Genomic DNA, 23,235 nt, shown 5'->3' with positions numbered 1-23,235 from the left:
CGGCCGCGACGCGTCGACCATGTCCGCCATCGACGTCGCCGTCCTCGACCACCACGCGCACGGTATCCCCGCGGCCGACTACGCGGAGATACTCGCCCGACGGCTCCCCGACCACGAGGTGCGCCTCGCGGCGACGCCGGCCGACCACGACCGCTACCTCCGCGAGGCGACGGTCGTCACCGGGAAATACATCGACGCCGACGAGGTCGCGGCCGCCGAGAACCTGCGGCTGTTCGCGTGTAACTCCGCGGGCGTCGATCACCTCCCGCTCGATCGGCTCGCCGAGCGCGGCGTCGCGGTGACGAACGCCTCGGGCGTCCACGCCCCGAACGTCGCCGAACACGTGCTCGGCTGGGTGCTGACGTTCGCGCGCCGGCTCGACGAGGGGCGTCGTCGCCAGCGGCGCCGCGAGTGGCGGCGCTTCCAGTCGTTCACCGAGGTCGCCGGCAGCACCGTCACGGTGGTCGGCCTCGGCGCGATCGGCGAGGCCGTCGCGGAGCGGTTCGCGGCGTTCGACGTCGACACGATCGGGGTCCGCTACTCGCCGGAGAAGGGCGGTTCGACCGACGAGGTCGTCGGCTACGGCGACCTCCCGGACGTGCTGCCGGGGACGGACGTGCTGGTCCTCGCGTGCCCGCTGACGGAGACGACCGAGGGGCTGATCGGCGAGACGGAGTTCGACGCGCTGCCGACCGACGCGGTCGTCGTCAACGTCGCGCGCGGCGGCGTGATCGACACGCCGGCGCTCGTGGCCGCGCTGCGGTCGAACGCGCTCCACGGCGCGGCGCTGGACGTCACCGACCCGGAGCCGCTCCCGAGCGACCACGACCTGTGGGGGTTCGAGAACGTCTTCCTCACGCCCCACGTCGCGGGCCACACGCCGCGCTACTGGGAGCGGCGCGCGGACCTGCTCGTCGCGAACCTCGAACGCGCCGACGAGACGGGCGCGTACGAGGGACTGGAGAATCAGGTGGCCTGAAAAAGCGGTTCTGGCGGGTCGCGGCGCGACTCCTTACTGGTACGCCTGTAGCCCCGTGAGGTCCTCGCCGAGGATCAGGGTGTGGATGTCGTGCGTCCCCTCGTAGGTGTACACCGTCTCCATGTTGGCCATGTGGCGCATCGGCGAGTAGTCGGCCGTGATCCCGTTGCCGCCGAGCATCTCGCGGGCGATGCGCGACTGGTCGCGGGCCATCCGGACGTTGTTCCGCTTGGACATCGAGACGTGCTGCGGTCGCATCTCGCCGGCCTCCTTGAGGTCCGCGAGCCGGTGGGCGAGCAGCTGGGCGAGCGTGATCTGGGTCGCCATCTCCGCCAGCTTCTCCTGTTGCATCTGGAAGCCGCCGATCGGCTTGCCGAACTGCTCGCGGTCGGTGGCGTACTCGCGGGCCACTTCGAAGCAGTCCTGTGCGGCGCCGATCGCCCCCCACGCAATGCCGTACCGTGCCTGCGTCAGACACGACAGCGGGCCCTTCATCCCCTCGACGCCGGGGAGGCGGTTCTCGGCCGGGACGCGGACGTTCTGGAGGCTGATCTCGCCGGTGATCGACGCCCGGAGGCTGAGCTTCTCGTCGATCTTGTTCGTCGTGACGCCGTCGCGGTCGGTCTCCACGAGGAACCCGCGGACCGGCGTCCCCTCCTCGCCGTGGTCCTTCGCCCACACGACCGCGACGTCCGCGATCGGGGAGTTCGTGATCCACGTCTTCGAGCCGTTCAGGACGTACTCGTCGCCGTCCGGCTCGGCCATCGTCTCCATCGCGGACGGGTTCGACCCGTGCTCCGGCTCCGTGAGCCCGAAGCAGCCGACCGCCTCGCCGGCGCCGAGCTTCGGGAGCCACTCCTCCTTCTGTTCGTCGCTGCCGAACGCGTGGATCGGGTACATCACCAGCGCGCCCTGGACGCTCGCCATCGAGCGGAGCCCGGAGTCGCACGCCTCCAGCTCGCGCATCAGCAGGCCGTACGCCCGCTCGCTGACGTTCGGGAGGCCGTACCCGTCGAGGTTCGGCGCGTAAAAGCCCATCTCGCCCATCTTCGGGATGAGCTCCGTGGGGAACGTGCCCTCGATCCAGTGGTCTCCCATGTCGTCGACCTCGCCGTCGATGAACGATCGAGCCGAGTCGACGAGCAGTCGCTCCTCCTCGGACAGGGTCGACTCCATGTCGAAGTAATCCAGCATACGATCGCTTGCGATCCCAAGGATAAATAAGTATAGTTGTGTCGGTCAGTCGTCCGAAATCGGGACTTCGGTCAACCGATTGAACTGACACGAGCGCCCGTCGTCCGAGCGGCGAGCGCGAGTCCGAGACGGCGGGGAGTTCGGGCAAGGAGCGCGGCCCGAGACGGCGGGAGGTCCGGGCAAGGAGCGCGGCCCGAGACGGCGGGAGGTCCGGGCAAGGAGCGCGGCCGAACCGAGGCTCCGGCCGAGACCGCCTCAGGCCCAGCCGTCGGTCCCGTCGAGCAGGTGCTCCTCGACGACGGCCTCGTCGAGTTCGATCCCGAGCCCGGGTGCCTCCGGCACCGCGATGCGGCCGTCCTCGATCAGCGGCTCGTCGCGCGCCAGCAGGTCGTCCCACCAGTCGACCTCCAGCGCGTGGTACTCCAGCAGGTCGAAGTTCGGCGTCGCCGCGCCGAGGTGGACGCAGGCCATCGTCCCGACGGGGCTACAGACGTTGTGCGGCGACAGCGGCATGTAGTTCTCCTCCGCGCGGTCGGCGATCCGCATCGTCTCCGAGAGCCCGCCGACCGTCGTCGGATCGGGCGTGACGATGTCGACGCCGTGGTCGTAGATGAGATCGGAGAGCTCGAACACGCGGAACCGGTTCTCGCCGGTCGCGACGGGGGTCCGGGTGGCCTTCGTCACCTCCTTCTGGGCGTCCATGTTCTCCGGCGGGACGAGGTCTTCGAGCCACATGAGGTCGAACTCCTCCAGCTCGTGGGCGAGCCGCTTCGCGCTCTCGACGGAGTAGTCCCAGTGGCAGTCGAAGGCGAGGTCGACGTCGTACCCGATCTCCTCGCGCACGGCGGCGACGATCTCCTTCTTCTCTCGGATCGCCGCGTTCGTCAGGCGCCCGTTGTACGGGTCGTTCTCGTTGTCGGCCGGGAGGTCGAGGTCGAACTTCAGCGCGGAGAATCCCATGTCGGTGACGCGGGCGGCCTCGGCGGCGTACGCCTCCGGGGAGTACGCCTCCGCCTCGGCGTAGGTGGTCGCGCCGTCCTCGACCGCGTACGCCTCGCCGGCGTGACAGTCGCAGTAGAGCCGTACCTCGTCGCGGTACTTCGAGCCGAGCAGCTGGTAGACGGGGAGGTCGAGGATCTTCCCGGCCGCGTCCAGCAGCGCGATCTCGATGCCGGAGGCCGCGGTGACGACTTTCCCGGTCGTGCCGCCGTGGCCCGACATCTCCTGGAAGATGTACCGCACGAGCCGCTCGACGTCGAGCGGGTTCTCGCCGACGAGGAACCGGTTCGTGTACTCGACGAGCTCCGGGACGCCGCCGCCCCGGTACGCCTCGCCGATGCCGGTGACGCCGGCGTCGGTCTCCACTCTGATGAGGTTCCACTCGAAGTTCCCCTCGACGACGCAGGCGTCGAGGCCGGTGATCTGTACGTCTCGGTCCGGGTCGCGGGTGTCGATCTGGTCTGAGTAGTCTCGCATGTGTGGTGGTGATTTCTCGGGTGTGTCGGGGTCAGTCGTCTCTGAAGCGCTCCAGCGCGTCCTCGTCGAGCGGCACGCCGTGGCCGGGGCGGTCGGGAAGGTCGATGGTTCCGTCGTCGCCGGGCTTCACGGGGTCGGCGACGACGTCGTCGAACGCCTTCACGTCCATGTCGCGGTAGAAGTACTCCACCCAGAGGCCGTTCTCGATGGCTCCGAGCAGCGAGGCGTGGATGTTCCAGTTGTAGTGGGGCGCGATCTGGATGTCGTACGCCGAGGCGTGGTTGGCGATCTTCAGCCACTCAGTGACCCCGCCGCAGACGGTGACGTCGGGCTGGAGGATCGTCGCCGCGCCGGTGTCGGCGAGCCGGGCGAAGTTGTGACGAGTCCCCTCCAGTTCGCCGGTGGCGACGGGGTAGTCGAGCCCGTCGTTCACCTCGGCCATCGTGTCGACCCGGTCGATCATCACGGGCTCCTCGATGAAGTACGGGTCGTACGGCGCGAACGCGCGGCAGTTGCGGAGCGCCTCCGTGCTCGACTCCCAGACGCCGTTGGCGTCGAGGAGCAGGGTGCGTTCGTCGCCGATCTCGTCGCGCACCGCGGCGACGCGCTCCGCCTCCTCGTCGGCCGAGAGGCGGCCGACCTTCATCTTCACGACGTCGTGGCCCTCGTCGAGGTAGCGTCGCATCTCGCCGCGGAGCGCCTCGTGGCCCTTGTCGTCGCGGTAGTAGCCGCCGCTGGCGTACGACGGCACCGACTCCGCGTGGCCGCCGAGCAGCTTGTGAAGCGGCATGTCGGCGGCCTTCGCCTTCACGTCCCAGAGCGCGATGTCGACCGTCGAGATGGCGCGCAAGAAGAGCCCGGTTCGGCCGATCTGGACGTTCCCCTCGTACATCCCGTGCCAGAGCCGCTCGGTGTCGCGGGGGTCCTCGCCGACGAGGATCGGTTCGAGCAGCGACTCGACCGCGTCGGCGATGAGGCCCGCCCCCTCGTACCCCAGCGAGTAGCCGACCCCCTCGTGGCCGGTGTCCGTCCGGACGTACGTGATCGCGTGGTCCCGATAGGTGAGCGTCCGGTTGGAGAAGGAGACGGGCGACTCCAGCGGCAGCTTGATCGGGAACGACTCGACTTCGGTTATCTCCATGAGTGGTGCGGCGTCACACGGGTACAAGTAGACCCCTGTATCGGCAATGCTCTCACAGCCCCTGTATTGGCAATATAATCACATTTCCGGCATCGGCGATACGCTCACTCGGCGGCGGTTTCTCACCAGCAGTTTTTGTATCGCCGCCGCGAGGGGGTCACATGAAGTTTCCCGAGCGTTCCGACGTCGACGGTCTCATCGAGCCGCAGCCGCTTCCGGGGTTCGCGCGGGTCCGATACGAGCCGGAGACGGAGCGCCTCGACGACCCCGTCGGGGCGGCGCGGGCGGAGCTGGACGAACTCGACCTCGACGCCCTCGACCCGGGCGCGACCGTGGCGGTCGGCGTCGGGAGCCGCGGGATCGACCGCATCGACGAGGTCGCGGCGGCGGTCGTCGACGAGATTGCCGAGCGCGGATTCGACCCCGTTGTGGTGCCGGCGATGGGCAGCCACGGGGGCGCGACCGCCGAGGGACAGCGCGAGGTGCTGGAGGCCCTCGGGATCACCGAGGAGTCGGTCGGCGCGCCGATCGACGCGCGCATGGCGGCCGCGGAGCTGGCGACGGTGCCGGTGGGCGACGTCGACCTCCCGGTGTACTTCTCGGAGGCGGCGCTGGCGGCCGACGCGGTGCTGGTGGTGAACCGCGTGAAGGCCCACACCAACTTCACCGGGCCGATCGAGAGCGGGCTCGCGAAGATGACCGTCGTCGGCCTCGGCAAACAGCGCGGCGCGAAGTCGTTCCACTCGACGGCGATCGCCGAGGGGTACGTCGAGACGCTGACGGCCGCGCTCGACGTCATCGAGCGGGAGACCCCGCTCGTCGGGGGGATCGCGCTCGTCGAGAACTTCGAGGAGGAGATCGGTCACTTGGAGGCCGTCCCCGCCGGGTCGTTCCTCGACTGCGAGCCGGAGCTGTTGGAGCGCGCGTACGACGAGATGCCGACGCTCCCGGTCGACGACGTCGACCTCCTCGTCATCGACGAGATCGGCAAGGAGATTTCCGGCGCCGGGATGGACACGAACGTCATCGGGCGCTACCGGGTCCTCAACGCGCCCGACCCGGAGACGCCCGACATCGACCTCATCTACGTGCGGGGGCTGACCGAGGCGACGAAGGGGAACGGCAACGGGATCGGGCTCGCGGACCTCACCCGGAAGCGTGCGGTCGACCAGCTCGATCTGAAGAAGACCTACGCGAACGCGCTCACGAGCGGGTCGCTCGCGAAGTCGAAGCTCCCCGTGGTGGCGCCCGACGACGAGTTCGCGCTCCGGACCGCGCTGGCGGCGCTCGGCGGGTACGACCCCGAGACGGTCCGAATCGTCTGGATCCCGAACACGCAGGACCTCGGCGAGCTTCACGTCTCCGACGCCGTGGTCGACGACCTCCCCGAGGCGGCGAGCGTGGTCGGTCGCGAGACGGTCGGGTTCGACGACGGCACGGCGGCGTTCGAGGCCGCGGCCGACGCCGACGGGGACAACTAGTGGCCGACGCGGTCTCGCGGCCGTCGTGTCGGCCGATAGACAGCCGCTCCGGTTGCCTGTAAGAAAACGTTTTCACCCGACACTCGGAATCGGTAGTGCATGGACCTACAGATCGACGGAAACGCGGCGCTCGTCACGGCATCGTCCAGCGGACTCGGCAAGGCATCGGCGAAGGCGCTCGCCCGAGAGGGTGTGAACGTCGTCATCAACGGTCGCGACGAGGAGCGACTGGCGGCCGCCAAGGAGGAGGTGGAAGCGGTCGCGACGGGCGAGATCGTCGCGCAGCCGGCCGATCTGACTGACGCCGACGAGGTCGCGGCGCTCGTGGAGACGACCGTCGACGAGTTCGGCACGATCGACCACCTCGTGACGAGCGCGGGCGGGCCGCCCTCGGGCGCGTTCCTCGACACGGACGACGAGGATTGGCAGCACGCCTACGACCTGCTCGTGATGAGCGTCGTCCGGCTGGCGCGGGAGTCGTATCCGCACCTCAAGGAGGGCGACGGCGGCACGATCGTCAACATCACCTCCCGCAGCGTGAAGGAGGCCATCGACAGCCTCGTGCTGTCGAACTCCGTCCGGATGAGCGTCATCGGGTTAGAGAAGACGCTCTCGAAGGAGTTCGCGCCGGAGGTACGCGCGAACGCCGTCCTCCCGGGCCCCCACGAGACGAGCCGGATCCGCGACCTCGTCGAGGCCGCCGTTGACCGCGGCGACTACGACTCCTACGAGGAGGGGCTCGACGACTGGGCGGGGAACCCGCTCGAACGCATCGGCGACCCGATGGAGCTCGGCAACACCGTCGCGTTCCTCTCGTCGCCGAAGTCGGGCTACGTCAACGGCACCGCGCTCCCGATCGACGGCGGCTCGACCGGAGCGAACCTATGAAGCCCGTCCCGTTCGACGAGGCGGAGACCTACGAGCCGGAGGAGGGGTGGCGGCGCGTGTCGATGGCGGGCAGCGACCGGTTCTCCTTCGAGTGGTTCGAGAAGCCGCCGGGCCACAGCTCGCCGATGCACGACCACGAGAACGAGCAGGTGTGCCTCTGTCTGGAGGGCGAGCTCACGGTCGCGACTGAGGACGACGAGGTGACGCTCCAGAAGAACGATTCTGTCCTCCTGGAGTCCAACGAACCCCACCGCGTCGAGAACACGGGCGACGAGCTCGCCGTCGGCCTCGACGTGTTCGCGCCCGGGCGCTCGTTCGACTTCTGGACGGACCGGGATGAGTGAGATGAACGGAGCGACCCCGAAATGAAGTACCTCGCGCGAACGGCGACCGGCGACCCGCTGCTCGGCGACGACGAGGGGTACGTCCCCCTCGGCGCCGTCGAGCCCGACCTGGAGACGGTCCGGGACGCGCTCCCCCGCGCCGCCGCGGGGACGCTCGGCGACGTCGCCGACGCGACCGCCGACCCCGTCCCGGCCGCGGACCTCTCGTTCGGCGCGCCCCTAGAGTCGTTCGGGAAGCTGTGGGGGATCGGGCTGAACTACGAGGAACACGCCGGCGACCTCGACGAACAGCGCCCGGAGGAGCCGGCGAGCTTCATGAAGCCGTCGTCGGTCCTGACCGGGCCGGGCGGGCCGATCCGCCTGCCGCCGACCGAACAGAGCGAGCGGGTGACCGCCGAGGCGGAGCTCGCCGTCGTGATGGGCCGGTCGTGCCGAAACGTCGACGAGGGCGACGTCGACGACGTGGTCGCGGGCTACCTCCCCGTGATCGACATGACCGCGGAGGACGTCCTCCAGCGGAATCCGCGCTTCCTCACGCGGGCGAAGAGCTACGACACGTTCCTCGTGCCCGGCGCCGCGCTCGCGGTGCCGGAGGAGCCGCTCGACCTCGAAGCGCTCTCCGTGCGGACGGAGGTCAACGGCGCGGTGAAGGCCGAAAACGAGATCCGAAACATGCTGTTCCCGCCGGCGGAGATCGTCTCGTTCCACTCCGACGTGATGACGCTGGAACCGGGCGACCTGTTCAGCACCGGCACGCCCGGTGCGGCGCCCATCGACCCCGGCGACGAGGTGCGGGCGGTCGTCGAGTCGATCGGGACGGTCGACGCGCCGGTGACGCGGTAGGCGGACCGGGTCGCAGAGCGCGGCCGTCCGCCCCCGATCGGCGCCGTCGAGCCGCCACTGTCGTGTTAACTTAAACATGATTCCACCAGACGGCGTGGGCTTGTAACCAGTTTTCCGCGGTCGGTGGACCGACGTGGCTGAAACAGTTTGAAAACGAAGAGGTTCGTCGTTCTACTTCTCTAAAGACACGTTCTACGGAGTTTCTGAAGCCGTGTTGTTCGACGCGGTAGCTATAGTTTTCGCGGCGGAGCCCACCGATCAGATCGTCGGCGTCATCGACGAGAAACAGGGCGTCTTCAACGTCGTGTTTCTCGGCCAATTCTGTGAGAAATTCTCGTGCGATCGGTATCGTGTACGTCGGAAATAGCCGTGAATGAAGGATTCTGTTTGTTTCCGGATCGACGGCAGCATACAGCCAATACTGCTCGTCATTGATCCGGATCGCCTTTTGATCGACCGCAACGCGATCCGGGCTTTCACCGCCAGCTGGCTGTAAATCAGCTTTCTGTACCCAGTTGTGAACAGCGACACGACTTCTCTTGACACCCAATTCCTCAAGAAGAATAACTGTATTCGAAAGTGATAATCCTGCGAGATGGTGGCGAATACCCTTTTCAATGATCGACCGGGGTGTCCGCTCTCGCTCCACAAACTCCAAGTCGATCCACTCGGTACACTCGGTGAGGCGGGCGATTTCTGGCATAGGCACTAGAACTTCGCTCCGCCTCTTCCTTAACTTAACACCGCGGCCGCCACGGCAGACAGATTTATCATCCCCTGTTCGGTTGAGTGTCACCATGTACCGCGTACTGCTACCCGTCGGCGGCGACGTCGACCACGCGCTCGCCGCGGCCGACTCCGTCGCGTCGCTACCGAACGCCGACTCCGACGTCGAGGCGGTGATTCTCAACGTGTACGAGGGGTTCGAAGTGAGCGGCGAGGGCGGCCGCGTCGACTCCGAGGAGGTGTGGAATGATGAGAACTACCCCGAGAGCGTCGACGACGTCGAGGACCGGCTGACTGAGGCGGGCGTCGAAACGTCTCGCCGGCGCGAACACGGCGACCCCGCCGAGACGATCATCGAGGTCGCCGACGAACTCGACGTCGACAACATCACCATGAGCGGGCGGCGCCGGAGCCCGACGGGCAAGATGCTGTTCGGGAGCACGACCCAGTCGGTGTTGCTCGCGGCGGACCGTCCGGTGACGGTGATCCTCGACGAGTGACGATCTCCCCCGACGCCGGGCCGCGCCATCTCGACCGGAACCTGTTACTGTAACACAATTGAAAGAACGGGGCGGCCGCGGCACGGTCGGTCGCGCTGTCGACTGTGGAATGAGACGAGATACGTCGAATTCACCCCGACGCTACGGGGACGGAAAGTCTCCGCACGGCTCTGTGCCGGAGGCCGTGACGTGTTAGATACCATGAAAGACCGTGAGATTCTCGGGTTTTGAACTGAAATAAACAGACACATTGTTAATGATCGACCGGATGTACTCAGTTGAGTATGTCGAAGAACTCAGTCAATCGTCGTAAGTTCCTGTACGGTACCGGCGCTGTAGGCATCACCGGACTCGCCGGCTGTTCCGGCGGCGGCGGCGACGGCGGCGACGGCTCCGATGGTAGCGACGGGTCCGACGGCGGAGACGGATCTGACGGTAGCGACGGCTCCGACGGTAGCGACGGCTCCGACGGCGGGAGCCAGGACCTCTCGCTCCGCGTGGGGACGTCGGCCGGCGGGACCCAAGACGTGGGACTCGCCGTCGAGCGCGCGGTGAGCCAGGAGAGCGACACCCTGAGCTACTCGACGATCGAGAGCCCGGGGTACATCGGCACGATCCGCCGGATGGCGAACAATCAGTTCAACGCGGGTATCACCGACAACAACTCGCTGTCGAAGGCGCTCGACGAGACCGGTGCGTTCTCCGAACAGCCCGTGGAACGCATCCCGCAGTACGGGTTCTACGCGTTCCCGTACGCCATCTATATCATCGCTCGCGACGGCACGGGGATCGAGACCTTCGACGACCTCGCCGGCGCGAACGTCTACCCGGCCGAGCCGGGGTACTCGACGCGCGCGACGACGCTCGACGTCTGGTCGCAGGAGCCGACGGCCGACATCTACGACCAGATGAACATCCAGAACATGGGCGTCGACTCCGCGCCCGGCGCGTTCGAGGAGGGGACGATCGACGCCAGTATCGCGTACGGGACGCCCGGCGTGCGATACACCGGTTTCGTTCAGGAGATCGCCTCCCGAACGGACATCCACTACGTCGAGCCGACGGACGCGCTCATGGAGTCCGCCGAGTCGTACCCGGGCGCCGGCACCGGCACCACGAGCTACGACGACTGGCCCATCGCGGACACCGACATCGGCACGGACGAGGTGTTCCACTGGAACCTCGAAGTGAACTACACGTTCAACCCCGAGGCGAACCCGGACGCCGTCTACGAGCTGTGCCGCGTCGTCGACGAACACAACGACACGGTCAACGAAGGCGAAGCGCAGTTCAACGACTTCGAGTCCACCGCGGACATGCTCGGGTCGGCCAGAGAGAACATCCCGGTCCACCGCGGTGCGGTCCAGTACTACCGGGACAACGACGCGTGGGATGACAGCCTGACCGAAGGCGACAGCGCCTGATCGGCCGGTAGTCGGGGGCTCTCCCCCCACGATATCCGAGGCGTACCGATCAGTAATTTAAAATCACCAACCACGTAACCGACAATCCAGACATCAACTATGACACTCTCAATCACGCCCGGACAACCGAACGTCCCACCTAACGTACGACGACGCCAATGAGTACGGAAACGGCCTCGACGGACTCTGAGTCGGGACTGCTGCGGGGGCTCGACGTCACGGTCACGGCGGCGGCGCTGCTGTTCTGGGCCGGCGTGCTCTACTGGGCGCAGACGCAGACGATCTCACAGGTGCAGTTCGCCACCGCGTTCGTCGGTGGCATCCTGACCGTGTACGCGCTCAACGAGACGCGGCTCGCCATCAGCGACGGCGAGTGGATCGACGGCGCCGTGTTGATCCCGGCGTCGCTGTCGCTGATGACCGCCTCGGCGTTCTTCGCGCTCAACTTCCAGGACGTGTACCTCCTGCGGCAGGGGTACGCGCTCGAACACGAGTACATGCTCGCGCGGCTCGTCGTCCTCTCGCTGATGTACCTCACGTGGCGCGAGTTCGGGAACGTGTTCCTCGGGCTCATCATCGGCGTGTTCGCGTACGCGATGTACGGGAACCTCGTGCCGGGCGTGTTGGGTCATGCGGGGATGAACCAGGCGACGCTGCTCCAAGCGACCGTCACCGACCTGTACGGGTTCTACGGGAGCCTCACGCAGATCACCGCGTCGTGGATCGCCCCGTTCCTGCTGTACGCCGGCCTGCTGTTCGCGTACGGCGCGTTCGACCTCATCCTGCGGGTCGCCATCGTGGCCGCGAAGTACATCGAGTCGGGGATCGCACAGACCGCCGTGCTCTCCTCGGCGGTCATCGGCTCGATCAACGGCTCCTACACCGCGAACGCGGCGATGACGGGGTCGTTCACCATCCCGACGATGCAGGAGTCCGGAATGGCTGGACACCGCGCGGCCGGCATCGAGGCGGTCGCCTCCACGTCCGGGCAGGTGCTTCCGCCGGTGATGGGCGCGTCCGCGTTCGTGATGGCGTCGTACCTCGGCGTCCCGTACCTCGACATCGTCGTCGCCGGCCTCGTTCCGGCCGCGATCTTGGTGGCGTCCATCTCCATCGCGGTTCACTACCTCGCCATCTCCGACTCCAGCAGTCAGGACATGGAGTTCTCGGAGTTCTTCGACGAGGAGCTCTCGACGGAGAAAAAGGTGTTCGAGGCGATCCGGTTCGGCGTGCCGTTCGGGATACTCATCTACCTCCTCGGGGTCGCGCAGTACACCGTGATGACGTCCGCGCTGTACACGGTCGTCGCGATGATGGTCACGGGGACGCTCATGCCGCCGATCCAGCGGCTCGTCGACAACAGCGGCGTCGGCCCGGCCGGCGAGCTCGTCACGCAGGTGAAAAACACCGTTCACGGAATCCGTCGCGGTGCGATCATCCTCGCGCCGATCGCGATCATCCTCGTCGTCATCAGCGGCGTCGTGAACCTCTTCAGCACGACCGGCATCCCGGCGAAGATCGCGCTGCTGCTCATCAACATCTCCGGCGGCGTGCTGCTGTTCGCGGTGCTGCTCGGGATGGGAGTCGCCATCCTGATGGGCGTCGGTATGCCGACGGTCGCCGCGTACGTCATCGTGGCCATCCTCATCGTGCCGACGTTCGTCTCCGATTTCAACGTCGCGCCGATCACGGCCCACTACACGATGTTCTACGCGGCGATCCTCGCGGGGATCACGCCACCGGTGGCGACCGCGGCGGTGATCGCGGCCGGGATAGCGGAGGCGAACTTCTGGCGGACCTGCGGCGCGGCGATCCGGATCGCCGCGCCGCTTTTCGTCCTGCCGGTCGCGTTCGTCTACAACCCCGGCCTGATCTCGATGGACGTCGGGGCGTACACGCTGTACGTCGGACTGCTCGTGCTGCTCGGCGCGGTGGCGATCATCTACGGGCTGAACTACCCGTTCAAGATGCGCCCCGGGCGGAAGATCGGCGCGCGCGCGCTGCTCGCGACGCTCGGCCTGTTCATCATGGTGTACCCGAACAACACCGCGAAGATCGCGGGAATCGCCGTCTTCGCCGCCGTGTTCATCGCCGAAAAGGTGATGATCCGCGGTCTCACGCTGCCGTTCGGCAGGGGGGCGAGCCAATGAGCGACGACGACTCTCCCGAATCGGTCGCCGAGGAGTCCGCACAGCAGGCCGGCGGCCTCGGAGAGATCATCCCGGACCCGCTGTTGCCGGTGTGGAACCAAGTCGAGAAGATTCAGGCGTTCCGTCGCACGCACGGCTCGAAGTACGTCGGCGCCCTCGAACTCCTCACCGCGATCGCGCTCACCGGCGGCTACGTCTGGTGGCTCCTCATCTTCCTCGAACTGCTGTGAGGCCGCCGGCGGCGTCCGGTCGGTTCCGGACCCCGCGGTGATTCGTTCGGGAATTCCGACTCCCGCGCCAGATCGCTTTTTATTCGCCCCGTCGAACTCGGGGCATGACACGCGTCGCCGAACTCCTCGCGTATCCCCTGAAATCCTGTGACGGCGTCGCCGTCGACCGCGCCGCGATCGGTCCGGCGGGCGCGCTCCGTGGCGACCGCTCGTACGCGCTCGTCGAGGCCGGCGTCGACCCCGAGACGGCCTCGGTCGGGGGTGGCGGCGGCTACGTCAACGGAAAGAGCGAGGCGGCGGTCCACGGCCTCCGCGCGGAGTACGACCTCGCGGGCCCGACCGACGCCACGCCGACCGCGGTGACGCTCTCGCGACCGGAAACGGCGCGTGCCCCGGCCGACGAGCGGACGTTCGCGCTCCCCGATGAGGGCGACGAGTTGGCCGACTGGGTCGGCGAACACCTCGGGTACGCCGTCGACCTCGTCCGCGACCGGAGCGGCGGCTTCCCCGACGACCGCGCCGCTCACGGCCCGACCGTCGTCTCCCGCGCGACGCTGGAGACCGTCGCCTCGTGGTTCGACGAGGTGGCCGACGCGACGGAGATGCGGCGCCGACTCCGCCCGAACGTCGTCTTAGACGACTGCCCCGCGTTCTTCGAGGACCGACTGTTCGCCGACAGCGGGGAGGGCGTCCGCGTCGCCGTCGGCGACACGGAACTGATCGGCGTCAACCCGTGCCAGCGCTGTGTGGTCCCCTCTCGGAATCCGGACACAGGCGCCGAGATCGAGGGGTTCCGCGAGCGGTTCGTCCGGAAGCGTCGCGAGACGCTGCCCGAGTGGACGGCGAGCGACCGCTTCGACCACGACTTCCGACTGATGGTGAACACGGTCGTCGAGGAGCGCTCGTGGGGGGACGTTCTGGCGGTCGGTGACGCGGTCGCCGTCGACGGTCTCGTGGCTGTCGACGAGAACGGGACGCCGACCGCGTAGGTGGGCTCCGCAGGGAAACGGCGAAGGCGACGGAAAAGGGTACAGACGATACAGACGAACGGCCGCAGCCGAGCGGAGCGACCCCGTCAGCGACCGCCGTCGGTCATCGCGACCGGTTCGTCGGGGTCGGGGTCGGCGTCGGCGGCTTCCTCGGCGTCGTCCTCGCCGTTCGGCGCGGGGTCGAAGGCCGTGTCCGTGACGCCGAACTGCGTCCAGAGCGTCGCGACGACGACCGCGTACGCGACGAGGTCGTAGTGGACCGCGCCCGCTAGCCCGGTGAACGCGACGAGCGTGCTGTACCCGTAGAGGGCGGCGACGCTCCCCACGAAGGCGACCTCGTTGGTGAACTCGCCGTCGCGTACCGCCGCCGCGGCGCGCCGGATCGTCGGCCCGCAGGCGACGAGGAACGCGATCCCCGAGAGCGCGCCGAGGTTGATGAAGAAGTGCGTCGTCATCTGCGAGTCGAGGATCGACTGGAGGTACTGGACCGTCACCGGGTCGTAGAACAGCCACTCGACGCGGGTCGGGTACAGCACCGCGACGTACGGCGTCGCGACCATCAGGCCGAACAGCACCGCGACCGCGACGCGGGCGGACGCGAACTGCGAGGCGCGCCGCGCCTCGAACGCCTCGTCGCCGGGGGCGACGACGAGCCCGCACGCTTCGAGCACCTCGCGGATCGCGCCGCGCGACAGCGACGGGGCGTGGTGAACGCCCACCGTCCCGTTGCGCCGCGTCGCCGAGGCGGCGCTGACGCCGTCGACGTCGCGCAGGACCGCTTCCAGCACTCCCTCGCGGCGGTCGGTGTCTATCCCCTCGACCGAGAACGTGTCGTGGTCGTGGTCGGCCGGCACGCGGGCGGTTCGCGGTCCCGAACCGGTCTCGCCCCCGCCCGACCGCTCTCCGGTCGGTCCGTCGATTCCCCGCTCGCGGGCCGCGGCGTCGAGCGCCGTCGCCTCCCCGCGGTGGTCACGGTCTCTCATGGGCAGTACCTACGGTTACACAAGCATCAAACTTCCCCCCACCGCCGGGGGTTACGGACCGTTTCGAACTCCCCGTCAGGCGTTGACCGATTCGAGGTAGGTGCTCACGATCATCTGTCCCTTCCGGGTCAGCGTGGTGCCGCTGTCACCGTCCGCGACGAGGTCGGCCTCGCGGAGCGTGTCGAGGATCATCGACGTCTGCGCGACGTCGCCGGTGATCACGTCGGCGATGTTCGCCTCCCCGCCGGCCGAGTAGATGGAGACGAGGATCTCCAGCTGCTCTTCGGTCGGGTCGAAGGAGTCGAGCTCCTCCATCGCCTCGTCGTATTCGATCTTGATGTACCGGCCGAGGATGTTGAGCGCGCGCTTGTTCGGCACGGTCGCTATCGACGTGACCGTCCGCTCGTCGAGGACGTGCCGGAACACGAGCGCGGGGCGCTTCGTCCCGTCGAGGGTACGGTCGGTCCGCTCGTAGTCGATCACGGCGGAGAGGTCGACGGCGAACGGCTCCGGACAGTTCCCGAACCGTATCTCGCCCGGCGCCACCGTCACCGAGGCGCGGTGATCGGTCGCGTCCGTGACGCGCCCGCCGACCTTCGCCGGGTGGCGCACCGTCACGGTGACGTCCCGCAACAGGGCCTTGAACAGCAGCCTGACGAACTTGTCCATGTCGTCCGGCTCGCCTTCCACGAGCGCCGAGCGCCGCGACCCGTCGCGCTCGTACGCGACGGTGACGCTGTCGTTGAAAAACGAGCGCAGCTCCCCCGGGACGTTCCCGACGACGACGTCGAAGATCCGCGAGAGCGGAATCGTCTCCTTCCCGCCGTCCGTCGCGAGGACGAGCCGCCGCTGGCTCAACAGGACGCGACCCGTCGCCGGCTCGTCTGTCGGTAGGCTCGCCGCGTGGACCCGGCCGACGAAGTCGGCGACGACGGACTCCTCCATCGGTACCCTCTGAGCGCCGTACGCTATTTATTGTTACCCGTCTCGTATCAGTCGTGATAACCCTCTGTCACGAGGGCGCCGAGACCGGACGGACGGTGGCGGCGATCGGAGCGAACGGCCGACCGCGGCGGACCGCACCCCGTTCGCGGCACCGAGCCGGGTCGAACGTGTTCGGTCGCTCGGATCCTGCGGCGGCCCCGCCGGCTAGGGAACAGCAAAGCCTAATGAGGTGGGCTTCAAACCGGCAGGTGATGCCCACAGTAGAATACCTCAACTACGAAGTGCTCGACGACCACGGCTGGTCGATGGACGACGACGATCTCTTCGAGGAGGCCGCCGACGCCGGCCTCGACGAAGAGGACTACGGCACCCTCGAAGTGAACCAGGGCGAGTACATCCTCGAATCCGCCGAGGCGCAGGGCTACGACTGGCCCTTCTCGTGTCGCGCCGGTGCGTGCGCGAACTGCGCGTCCATCGTCAAGGAAGGCGACATCGAGATGGACATGCAGCAGATCCTCTCCGACGAGGAGGTCGAAGAGAAGAACGTCCGCCTCACCTGCATCGGGAGCCCGGCCACCGACGAGGTCAAGATCGTCTACAACGCGAAACACCTCGACTACCTACAGAACCGCGTCATCTGATCGGATCTTTCTGGTAACGGGCCGTTCTCACACGGGATCGCGACGCCCGCGGTCCTCGACTTCCTCGGGACGGTAGCGACCGGTCTCGCGAAACGATAGCGACCGGGTTCTCGAAACGGTAGCGACCGGGCTCCCGCTTCGATCCGCACCCTCTGAGTGGCGACCGCGTCTCGCGGCCCTCTCCCGAACCAGTTCGGGCGAGTTTCGCGGCCGTGAGAACGCGCGAAACCCCGTTCGGGGGACCGCCCGTATCGGGGGTATGGTCGAGAAGACGAATCGAAGCGAGGACGCGAGCGGGGTTCGATCGGCCGACGGTCGCCGGTTCGAGGTGTTCGTCCGCGACGAGGAGTCGGACCCGCTCCGCCACGTCGGCACGGTCGCGGCGCCGACGCCGGACGCGGCCCACGAGGAGGCGAGCAAGCTGTTCGCGTGGTACGCCCGCGACGTGTGGGTGTGTCCGGCCGCGGAGGTGTCGCGGTACTCCGCGGCGTCGATGGCGGACGACGGGGCGACCGGAGCTCCGGAAGGGGCTGACGACGGCGAGGCGCCCGACGACGACGAGGATGCGGCCGCCGCCGAGGATGCGGCCGACACCGAGCAGCGCGTCTACGAGGAGACGGAGGGGACGCCGACCGCCTCCTCCGGCGGCGCGCCGGTCGACCGCGACGGAGACGACGCCGCCGAATCGCCCGCGGAGGGGTCGCGATGATCTCCGTCAGCAAGCTGCTGTGCGGCCTCGACGCCGAGAGCGACGGGCTCCGCTACGACGCGGCCGACGGCTCGAAGGAGCCGCAGATCACCGAGGAGAAACAGCGCCGCCCGGTCGTCGTCTGGAACACCACGAAGCGCTGTAACCTCTACTGCGAGCACTGCTACGCCGGTGCGGACGCCGAGGGCGCCCCGAACGAGCTGTCGACCGCGGAGGGGAAGGCGCTCATCGACGACCTCGCCGAGTTCGGCGTCCCGGTCCTCCTCTTTTCCGGCGGCGAACCCCTCGTGCGCGAGGACCTGCCCGAACTGATCGAGCACGCGGACGAGAGCGGGGTCCGCCCGGTCCTCTCGACGAACGGCACCCTCCTCACCCGGGAGCGGGCCCGCGAGCTGAAGCACGCGGGGCTCAAGTACGCCGGGGTCTCGGTCGACGGCCTCCCCGAGCGCAACGACCGCATCCGCGGCGAGAAGGGCGCGTTCGACGCCGCCGTGCGCGGGATCGAAGCCTGCCTCGACGTCGGGCTCAAGACGGGGCTGCGGTACACGATCACCGAGCACAACGTCGACGACCTCGCCGGCGTCGTCGACCTGCTCGTCGACGTCGGCGTCGACCGCTTCTGCTTTTACCACCTCGACTACGGCGGCCGCGGCGCGGACATCTCCGACGTCGACCTGAGCCCGGAGGCGACCCGGACGGCGGTCACCGACCTCTGTGACCTCACCCGCGAGTACCACGACGCGGGCGAGGAGATCGAGACGCTGCTGGTCGGCAACTACGCCGACGCCGGCCACCTCGTCGAGTACGCCGACCGCGAGATGGGGACCGACCGCGCCCGGCTCATCTATCGGTACCTCGAACGCAACGGCGGCGACCCCACCGGCGAGCGCGTCGCCGACGTCGACCCCGTCGGCAACGTCCACCTCACGCAGTTCTGGCAGGGGTACTCGCCCGGGAACGTCCGCGACCGCTCGTTCGGCGCGATCTGGTCCGACGAGTCGAACCCGCTCCTCGCCGGGCTCCGCGAGCGGGAAGAGCACCTCTCCGGGCGGTGCGCCGACTGCGCGTACCAGTCGATCTGTCGGGGGGGCTCGCGGCTGCGCGCGCTCTCGGCGCACGGCGACCCGTTCGCGCCCGACCCGAAGTGCTACCTCACGGACGCCGAGCGCGCCGGCGACGAGGCGCTCGCGCGGATCGACGGTGCGGGTCGGTCCGCGCCCGCCGACGACTGAGCCGACACCGGGACGCCCGCGCTCACCGCTCGGCGCCCTCGAAGACGTCGGTCACCAGCTTCGCCTGCGCGGTGCGGAGCCGCTGTGAGAGCGCGGACTTGCTGATCCCGAGCTCGTCCGCGAGCTCGCACAGACGAACGTCGCGGTCGTCGTCGAAGTAGCCCCGGACGACCGCGAGTTCGAGCCCCCGGCGCTGTTTCGGCGTCAGCGCGGAGAGGTCGAAGGTGACCTGCTCGGTCGCGTCCGGTCCCTCGACGACCGCGAGCCGGACGAGCCGGACCCCGTCGACGACGCCGCGGAGCGTTTCGACGAGGCGGCGGACGGCGGCCCGGTCGTCGACGTACGCGGTCACGAGTATCGTCCCGTCCTCGACGCGTCGGAAGTGCGGCGCGTAGCCGAGCCGCGAGAACGCGTGACAGAGGCAGTCCTCGTCGACCTCGCCGGTCCCGCGGTACACGTCGCCCTCCGGCGTCGTCACGTCGACGACGCACTCGTCGCCGACCGCGTTCACCGCCACCTCGGCGGCCTCGTCTGCCTCGGCGGCGATCGGACAGCCGCCGTCGTCGGTCGGGTCGACGTCGAGGTCGACCCGCAGGCGGCGCCCCCCGTCGTCGCCGGCGGCGTCGGACATGATCATCGCTACGGACGGGAGCCGTTTTACTTTTCGGCGGATTCCCGGAGCCCGGCCGAGCAGCACGGGGCGACCGCGGACCGGCTCGACCGATCCCGCACCGTTTATTTCTCGCGGGCGGGAGTACGCGGACGACGTGCGAGACACGCTCCGCGGTATCGTCGAACTCGCGCGCCTCGGCAACTGCGTCGCCGCCGGGGTGCTCACGGCCACCGGTGCGTTCGTCGCGGGCGCGAGCGGAGCGGTCCTCCCGACCGCGCTCGCGGCCGCGACGACCGTGTTCGCGGTCGCCGCGGGCAACGCCGTCAACGACTACTTCGACCGCGAGATCGACGCGGTGAACCGGCCGGACCGGCCGATTCCTCGCGGCGCGGTCTCGCCGCGCGCGGCGCTCGCGACCGCGATCGGCTGGTTCGCGGTCGCTGTCGCGGTCGCGATCAGCCTCCCGCCGCTGGCGATCGCCATCGCCGCGGTGAACCTCGTCGCCCTGGTCACGTACACGAGCGTCTTCAAAGGAACGCCGGGCCTCGGCAACGTCTTGGTCGCGTACCTCGTCGGGTCGACGTTCCTGTTCGGCGGGGCCGCCGTCGGGAACCCGCGCGCGGTCGTCGTCCTCGCCGCGCTCGCCGGCCTCTCGACGTTCACCCGCGAGGTGATCAAAGACGTCGAGGACGTGGCCGGCGACCGCGAGGAGGGGCTCGCGACGCTGCCCATCGCCGTCGGCGAGCGCACCGCGCTGTGGATCGGCGCGGCCGCGCTCGTCGTCGCCGTCGCCGTCAGTCCGCTTCCGTACCTCACCGGGACCCTCGGTGCGGGGTATCTCGCGGTCGTCGCGGTCGCCGACGCGGTCATGCTGTACGCGACCTACGAGAGCTTCGTCGACCCCGGCGCCGCACAGCAGCGATTCAAGTACGGGACCTTCCTCGCCGCGGCGGCGTTCGTCGTCGGGCGGGCCGTCGTGGTCGCCTGAACCCGGTGCGACGACCGACTCCGGTGCGACGACCGACTCCGGTGCGACGACCGACTCCGGTGCGACGACCGACTCCGGTTGGCGACGCGACTTGTCGCTGTCCGAGATCGAACGGAGCGGCGGCTCGCGGACGCGATTCGGTTAAAAACTACCCCCGAAACCGGTTCGGTTCGAACCGGCGCTCGACGGCGGACGGTTAGGTGACGGTCACGCGACGTTGAAGCCCTTGTCGCGGAGGAAATCCTCCACGCGACCCGAGTGGTTCCCCTGGAGTTCGATGGCGCCGTCCTCGACGGTGCCCCCGCAGGCGAACTTCGACTTGAGATCCGACGAGAGGGAGCTCATGTCCACGTCCTTCGGATCGAATCCTTCGATGACCGTTACCTCCTTACCGTACCTGCGCTCGTCGATGCGGATGCTGATCTGCTGGGACTCTTTCGCGACGTCCTCGCAGACGCAGAGTTCCTGAGGCAGTCCGCACGTCGAGCAGACTTCCGACATTACAGCCCGAATCTACAGGACGCCCATATTAAATAGTGTCGGGAGGCCCCCCGTTCAGCGGACGAAGCGCCCGACGAGCGGCAGCCGTTCGAGCGCGAGCCGGCGGACGGCCCGCCGGGCCGCGTCGGCCTCGTCGCGGGTCACCGAGCCGGCGTACGCGGCGCGCTCGTACGCGGCCGCGACGGTCTCGACGCGCTCGTCGGCGCCGAGCGTCCGGACCGCGTCGACGTAGCTCCGCGGCGTCTCACCCGGTCGCCGCTCGCGGTAGCGCCCGGCGAGCAGCCGTTCGAGGTCGGCGAACGCCCGCACTGCCTCCGCGTCCGGATCGCGTCGGCGCCGCGGGAGAATCGGGCCGATTCGCCGGCTCGCCCGGCTCGCGAGCCCCGTGCGGCGGGCGCCGGCGACGCCGAGCCCCGCGACGAGCAGCCAATAGAGCGCGGTCTCCGCGCTCGGTGTCGGCAGGAGCCCGCCGACCCCGGAGCCGCCGGACTCGCCGGCCGGCCCGATACCGTCCGCCTCCGCGCCTTCGAGACGGGAGATGTCCGCCTCCGAAAGGCCCGTACCGTTCGTCGCGTTCGCGTCCGCCGGCTCCGACTCCGTCGAGTCGTTCTCGTCCGCGCCCGGCTCCGACTCGCCGCCGATCGAGTTCGGTTGGGCCGTCCGTGGACCGACCTCCAGCGTCTGGTTCGGCGTGGACGCCTCGGTGTCGACGTCCTCGACCCCGTCGGCGCGCGCCTCCGCGAGCCGGGTGTCGCGGGCGGCGTCGCGCGGGTCGGGCGGGGTTGGGTCGAACGCCACCCAGCCGTGCTCGGGCACGTAGATCGACACCCACGCGTGGGCGTTCTGTCCCCGGACGACGTACTCGTCCTCCCCGACCCGCTGCCCGGAGGTGTAGCCGCTCTCGAACCGCGTGGGGATCCCCTGCGATCGGAGCATCGCCGCCATCGTCGTCGCGAAGTAGACGCAGTAGCCGGCGTCCATCTCGAAGAGGAACGCGTCCGCCACGTCGCCCTCGGGCTCCTCGACGGTCAGCGAGTAGTCGTACCCCGAGCGCAGGTACGCCTCGACCGCGGCGGCCTGCTCGTACGCCGAGTCGGCGCCCGCGGCCGCGACGATCTCCTCCGTTCGGTCGCCGACCCGCTCGGGCGTGCTCTCCGGCAGCTGGGTGTACCGCTCTTCGATCGCCGCGGGGTAGTCGGTGCTGGCGTTCCGGAGCGCCGCGGGGTCGGCGTCGAGGACGCGGCTCTCGACGCTCACTCGGTCGCCGGGTTCGAGCGGCTCCGCGAGCCGGAGACTGCCGCGCTCGTCGACCTCGACCGCCCCGCCGCCCGAGGCAGACACGGCCTTCCACGGGGCCGGCAGCGCGGTCGATTCCGTCTCTGCGGTTATCGACACGGAGACGGCTTCGCTCGGTCCCGGTGGTCCCGCGAGCGGGTCGCCCAGCGCGGACCGCTCGCCGGCCCTCACCCAGCCGTCGCCCGTGTAGGTGTCGTACGCCCCCGTGTGCCAGTTCCGCTCGACCGGACTCTCGATCGTGTACCGAACCTCCGGCGAGAGGCGCGTGGACCCGATCACCTCCAGCTCGTCGTCGGCGCTCAGGCTCGACTCCAGCGTCGCCGTCCCCCGGTCGAGCCCCAACGGGGCCGCCGCGCCCGCCGGGATCACGGTCACGGTCGCGCTCGCGACGACCATCGCCGCGACCACCACCGCGAACGTGCCCGCGTGGCCCCGACGCCGGCCCGGGGTCGAGAGCGTCGAGAGGCCCACCGCGAGCGCGAGGCCGACGACGCCCGCGACCGCCGCTCCGGTCCCCGCGTCGCCGGTGAGGACCAGGAAGCCGAGGGTCCCGCCCGCGACCGCCGCGGCCGCGACGTGGCGGCCGCGCCCCGCGAAGTAGCCGACGAGGAACGTCGGCACGGGCGCCACCGCGAGCACCCAGACGTCCGCGAGCGCCAGCCGCAGCACCGAGAGCCCGGTCGACAGCGCGAGCACGTCCAGGACGACGCTTCGCACGGTGAACAGCGCGCGCTGGCTCTCCGGAACGGCGAGGAAGTACCCGACCAGCCCGGCGGCGAAGAGCGCTCCGGCGAGCAGGAGCGCGGTCCGCTCGGCGACGGCCAGCGCCAGCGCGACGCCCCCCACCCCCGCGACGGCGACGACGGCCGCCGTCCGCGCCGTCCCGCCGACGACGTTCGTCACCTGGAAGAACACGCCGAGGTACGCCGCGGCGACGACCGCGACGCCGACGACCGCCGGGC

General features: G+C 69.0%; 23 protein-coding genes. 14 read left to right on the top strand and 9 right to left on the bottom strand.

What is annotated here, in order from left to right:
* The first annotated feature begins 19 nt into the window (after positions 1-19).
* Positions 20-979 carry a D-2-hydroxyacid dehydrogenase gene (locus EXE46_RS11540; RefSeq protein ID WP_137688543.1) on the top strand — a complete coding sequence of 320 codons (960 nt, stop codon included), beginning with the start codon at positions 20-22 and terminating at the stop codon, positions 977-979.
* A gap of 33 nt (positions 980-1,012) precedes the next feature.
* Here EXE46_RS11540 and EXE46_RS11535 read toward each other — a convergent pair whose 3' ends face one another.
* The 3 genes from EXE46_RS11535 to EXE46_RS11525 form a co-directional block, all read right to left on the bottom strand.
* On the bottom strand, positions 1,013-2,173 hold the full coding sequence (locus tag EXE46_RS11535; RefSeq protein ID WP_137688542.1) for an acyl-CoA dehydrogenase family protein: 1,161 nt from the start codon (positions 2,171-2,173) through the stop codon (positions 1,013-1,015).
* 255 nt (positions 2,174-2,428) lie between these two features.
* Positions 2,429-3,649 carry a mandelate racemase/muconate lactonizing enzyme family protein gene (locus EXE46_RS11530; RefSeq protein WP_137688541.1) on the bottom strand — a complete coding sequence of 407 codons (1,221 nt, stop codon included), beginning with the start codon at positions 3,647-3,649 and terminating at the stop codon, positions 2,429-2,431.
* Positions 3,650-3,680: 31 nt separating this feature from the next.
* On the bottom strand, positions 3,681-4,790 hold the full coding sequence (locus tag EXE46_RS11525; protein ID WP_137688540.1) for a mandelate racemase/muconate lactonizing enzyme family protein: 1,110 nt from the start codon (positions 4,788-4,790) through the stop codon (positions 3,681-3,683).
* 161 nt (positions 4,791-4,951) lie between these two features.
* On the opposite strand from EXE46_RS11525, the gene EXE46_RS11520 reads away from it, so the two are divergent.
* The 4 genes from EXE46_RS11520 (at position 4,952) to EXE46_RS11505 (ending at position 8,346) form a co-directional block, all read left to right on the top strand.
* On the top strand, positions 4,952-6,271 hold the full coding sequence (locus EXE46_RS11520) for a DUF362 domain-containing protein (protein ID WP_137688539.1): 1,320 nt from the start codon (positions 4,952-4,954) through the stop codon (positions 6,269-6,271).
* Positions 6,272-6,370: 99 nt separating this feature from the next.
* Complete coding sequence (locus EXE46_RS11515; protein WP_137688538.1) at positions 6,371-7,159, top strand: SDR family oxidoreductase; 789 nt, start codon at positions 6,371-6,373, stop codon at positions 7,157-7,159.
* Positions 7,156-7,503, top strand: coding sequence for a cupin domain-containing protein (locus EXE46_RS11510; protein WP_137688537.1), 348 nt, complete (start codon positions 7,156-7,158; stop codon positions 7,501-7,503). Before EXE46_RS11515 ends, EXE46_RS11510 begins: the two co-directional genes overlap by 4 nt.
* Positions 7,504-7,524: 21 nt before the next feature.
* A complete protein-coding gene (locus tag EXE46_RS11505; protein WP_137688536.1) occupies positions 7,525-8,346 on the top strand; it encodes a fumarylacetoacetate hydrolase family protein in 822 nt (273 codons plus the stop codon).
* 70 nt (positions 8,347-8,416) lie between these two features.
* On the opposite strand, the gene EXE46_RS11500 is transcribed toward EXE46_RS11505, so the two are convergent.
* Positions 8,417-9,049, bottom strand: a complete 633-nt coding sequence (locus tag EXE46_RS11500) for an IS6 family transposase (RefSeq protein WP_137688535.1) — start codon at positions 9,047-9,049, stop codon at positions 8,417-8,419.
* Between the two features lie 94 nt (positions 9,050-9,143).
* Between EXE46_RS11500 and EXE46_RS11495 the strand changes: the two genes are divergently transcribed.
* From EXE46_RS11495 to EXE46_RS11475, 5 genes are all read left to right on the top strand, one after another.
* Positions 9,144-9,572 carry a universal stress protein gene (locus tag EXE46_RS11495; protein ID WP_137688534.1) on the top strand — a complete coding sequence of 143 codons (429 nt, stop codon included), beginning with the start codon at positions 9,144-9,146 and terminating at the stop codon, positions 9,570-9,572.
* Positions 9,573-9,856: 284 nt separating this feature from the next.
* Positions 9,857-10,996 (top strand): TAXI family TRAP transporter solute-binding subunit, encoded by a 1,140-nt coding sequence (locus tag EXE46_RS11490; RefSeq protein WP_137688533.1) that lies wholly within the window; start codon positions 9,857-9,859, stop codon positions 10,994-10,996.
* Positions 10,997-11,154: 158 nt separating this feature from the next.
* On the top strand, positions 11,155-13,146 hold the full coding sequence (locus EXE46_RS11485; protein ID WP_137688532.1) for a TRAP transporter fused permease subunit: 1,992 nt from the start codon (positions 11,155-11,157) through the stop codon (positions 13,144-13,146).
* Complete coding sequence (locus tag EXE46_RS11480) at positions 13,143-13,376, top strand: hypothetical protein (RefSeq protein ID WP_137688531.1); 234 nt, start codon at positions 13,143-13,145, stop codon at positions 13,374-13,376. The genes EXE46_RS11485 and EXE46_RS11480 overlap by 4 nt, the downstream gene beginning before the upstream one ends.
* 104 nt (positions 13,377-13,480) lie before the next feature.
* Positions 13,481-14,365 (top strand): MOSC domain-containing protein, encoded by an 885-nt coding sequence (locus EXE46_RS11475; RefSeq protein WP_137688530.1) that lies wholly within the window; start codon positions 13,481-13,483, stop codon positions 14,363-14,365.
* Positions 14,366-14,451: 86 nt separating this feature from the next.
* Here EXE46_RS11475 and EXE46_RS11470 read toward each other — a convergent pair whose 3' ends face one another.
* Together EXE46_RS11470 and EXE46_RS11465 are read right to left on the bottom strand one after the other, a co-directional pair.
* A complete protein-coding gene (locus EXE46_RS11470; RefSeq protein WP_137688529.1) occupies positions 14,452-15,348 on the bottom strand; it encodes a hypothetical protein in 897 nt (298 codons plus the stop codon).
* A 75-nt stretch (positions 15,349-15,423) separates the two neighbouring features.
* Positions 15,424-16,293, bottom strand: coding sequence for a CheF family chemotaxis protein (locus EXE46_RS11465; protein ID WP_137688528.1), 870 nt, complete (start codon positions 16,291-16,293; stop codon positions 15,424-15,426).
* A 251-nt stretch (positions 16,294-16,544) separates the two neighbouring features.
* Here EXE46_RS11465 and fer point away from each other — a divergent pair, with 251 nt between their 5' ends.
* From fer to EXE46_RS11450, 3 genes are all read left to right on the top strand, one after another.
* On the top strand, positions 16,545-16,934 hold the full coding sequence (gene fer, locus EXE46_RS11460; RefSeq protein WP_137688527.1) for a ferredoxin Fer: 390 nt from the start codon (positions 16,545-16,547) through the stop codon (positions 16,932-16,934).
* Between the two features lie 259 nt (positions 16,935-17,193).
* The gene (locus EXE46_RS11455; RefSeq protein WP_137688526.1) at positions 17,194-17,643 is read left to right on the top strand and encodes an Htur_1727 family rSAM-partnered candidate RiPP; all 450 of its coding nucleotides are present in this window, start codon (positions 17,194-17,196) and stop codon (positions 17,641-17,643) included.
* Positions 17,640-18,875 carry a TIGR04347 family pseudo-SAM/SPASM protein gene (locus EXE46_RS11450; RefSeq protein ID WP_137688525.1) on the top strand — a complete coding sequence of 412 codons (1,236 nt, stop codon included), beginning with the start codon at positions 17,640-17,642 and terminating at the stop codon, positions 18,873-18,875. The genes EXE46_RS11455 and EXE46_RS11450 overlap by 4 nt, the downstream gene beginning before the upstream one ends.
* 22 nt (positions 18,876-18,897) lie before the next feature.
* On the opposite strand, the gene EXE46_RS11445 is transcribed toward EXE46_RS11450, so the two are convergent.
* Positions 18,898-19,506 (bottom strand): helix-turn-helix domain-containing protein, encoded by a 609-nt coding sequence (locus EXE46_RS11445; protein ID WP_137688524.1) that lies wholly within the window; start codon positions 19,504-19,506, stop codon positions 18,898-18,900.
* 136 nt (positions 19,507-19,642) lie between these two features.
* On the opposite strand from EXE46_RS11445, the gene EXE46_RS11440 reads away from it, so the two are divergent.
* Entirely contained in the window at positions 19,643-20,476 is an 834-nt protein-coding gene (locus EXE46_RS11440) for a geranylgeranylglycerol-phosphate geranylgeranyltransferase (protein ID WP_137688523.1), read from the top strand.
* A 207-nt stretch (positions 20,477-20,683) separates the two neighbouring features.
* Here EXE46_RS11440 and yciH read toward each other — a convergent pair whose 3' ends face one another.
* Both yciH and EXE46_RS11430 read right to left on the bottom strand, forming a co-directional pair.
* Entirely contained in the window at positions 20,684-20,977 is a 294-nt protein-coding gene (yciH, locus tag EXE46_RS11435) for a stress response translation initiation inhibitor YciH (protein ID WP_004046732.1), read from the bottom strand.
* Positions 20,978-21,031: 54 nt separating this feature from the next.
* A partial coding sequence (locus EXE46_RS11430; protein WP_241981544.1) for a transglutaminase domain-containing protein occupies positions 21,032-23,235 on the bottom strand: 2,204 nt, incomplete at its 5' end.

The sequence above is a fragment of the Halorubrum sp. GN11_10-6_MGM genome (assembly GCF_005435165.1).
Classification (GTDB): domain Archaea; phylum Halobacteriota; class Halobacteria; order Halobacteriales; family Haloferacaceae; genus Halorubrum.
The sequence above is the reverse complement of the archived record's forward strand: the minus strand, read 5'-3'. Positions and strand labels throughout refer to the sequence as shown.